The following is a 386-nucleotide window of genomic DNA, read 5'->3' on the forward strand; positions in this document are numbered from 1 at the left end:
CCGATGCATCGTCCGGCAACGCCGGCACGCCGTCCGCAAGCTCACAAGATTCGACCCGGTAATACCATGGACTTGACTCAGGTTTCCTCATCTTCCCCTTCATCCGCCCGGCCCGCCAAGGCGTCTGCGGACGAAGCGTTCAACGCTGCCCAGTATGACGAGCGGCCGTTCCTGAAACGGCTTGGCATCGTCGACTGGCTATTCGCCCTCGCCATGGTCGCGGGCGCCGGGTTCGCGCTGTCGCGCTATTACCCGTTCATGAATTACTACGACAAGCTGGTGCTGGTGTGCGCGGTGCCGGTCTTCGTCGTGCTCGGCTGGCGCTGGAAGCCCGTGCGTCCGCTGATGGTGGGCATTGCGGCACTGTCGCTGCTGGCCATCCAGAT

At 63.5% G+C, this 386-nt stretch carries 1 pseudogene; it reads left to right on the forward strand.

Features of this window, described 5'->3' with window-relative positions:
* Positions 1 to 66 precede the first annotated feature (66 nt).
* Positions 67 to 386, forward strand: a pseudogene (locus VSR34_RS38940) (c-type cytochrome biogenesis protein CcsB); the annotation flags it as partial.

This window comes from Paraburkholderia sp. JHI2823, from assembly GCF_038900695.1.
GTDB classification, from domain to species: Bacteria; Pseudomonadota; Gammaproteobacteria; order Burkholderiales; family Burkholderiaceae; genus Paraburkholderia; species Paraburkholderia mimosarum.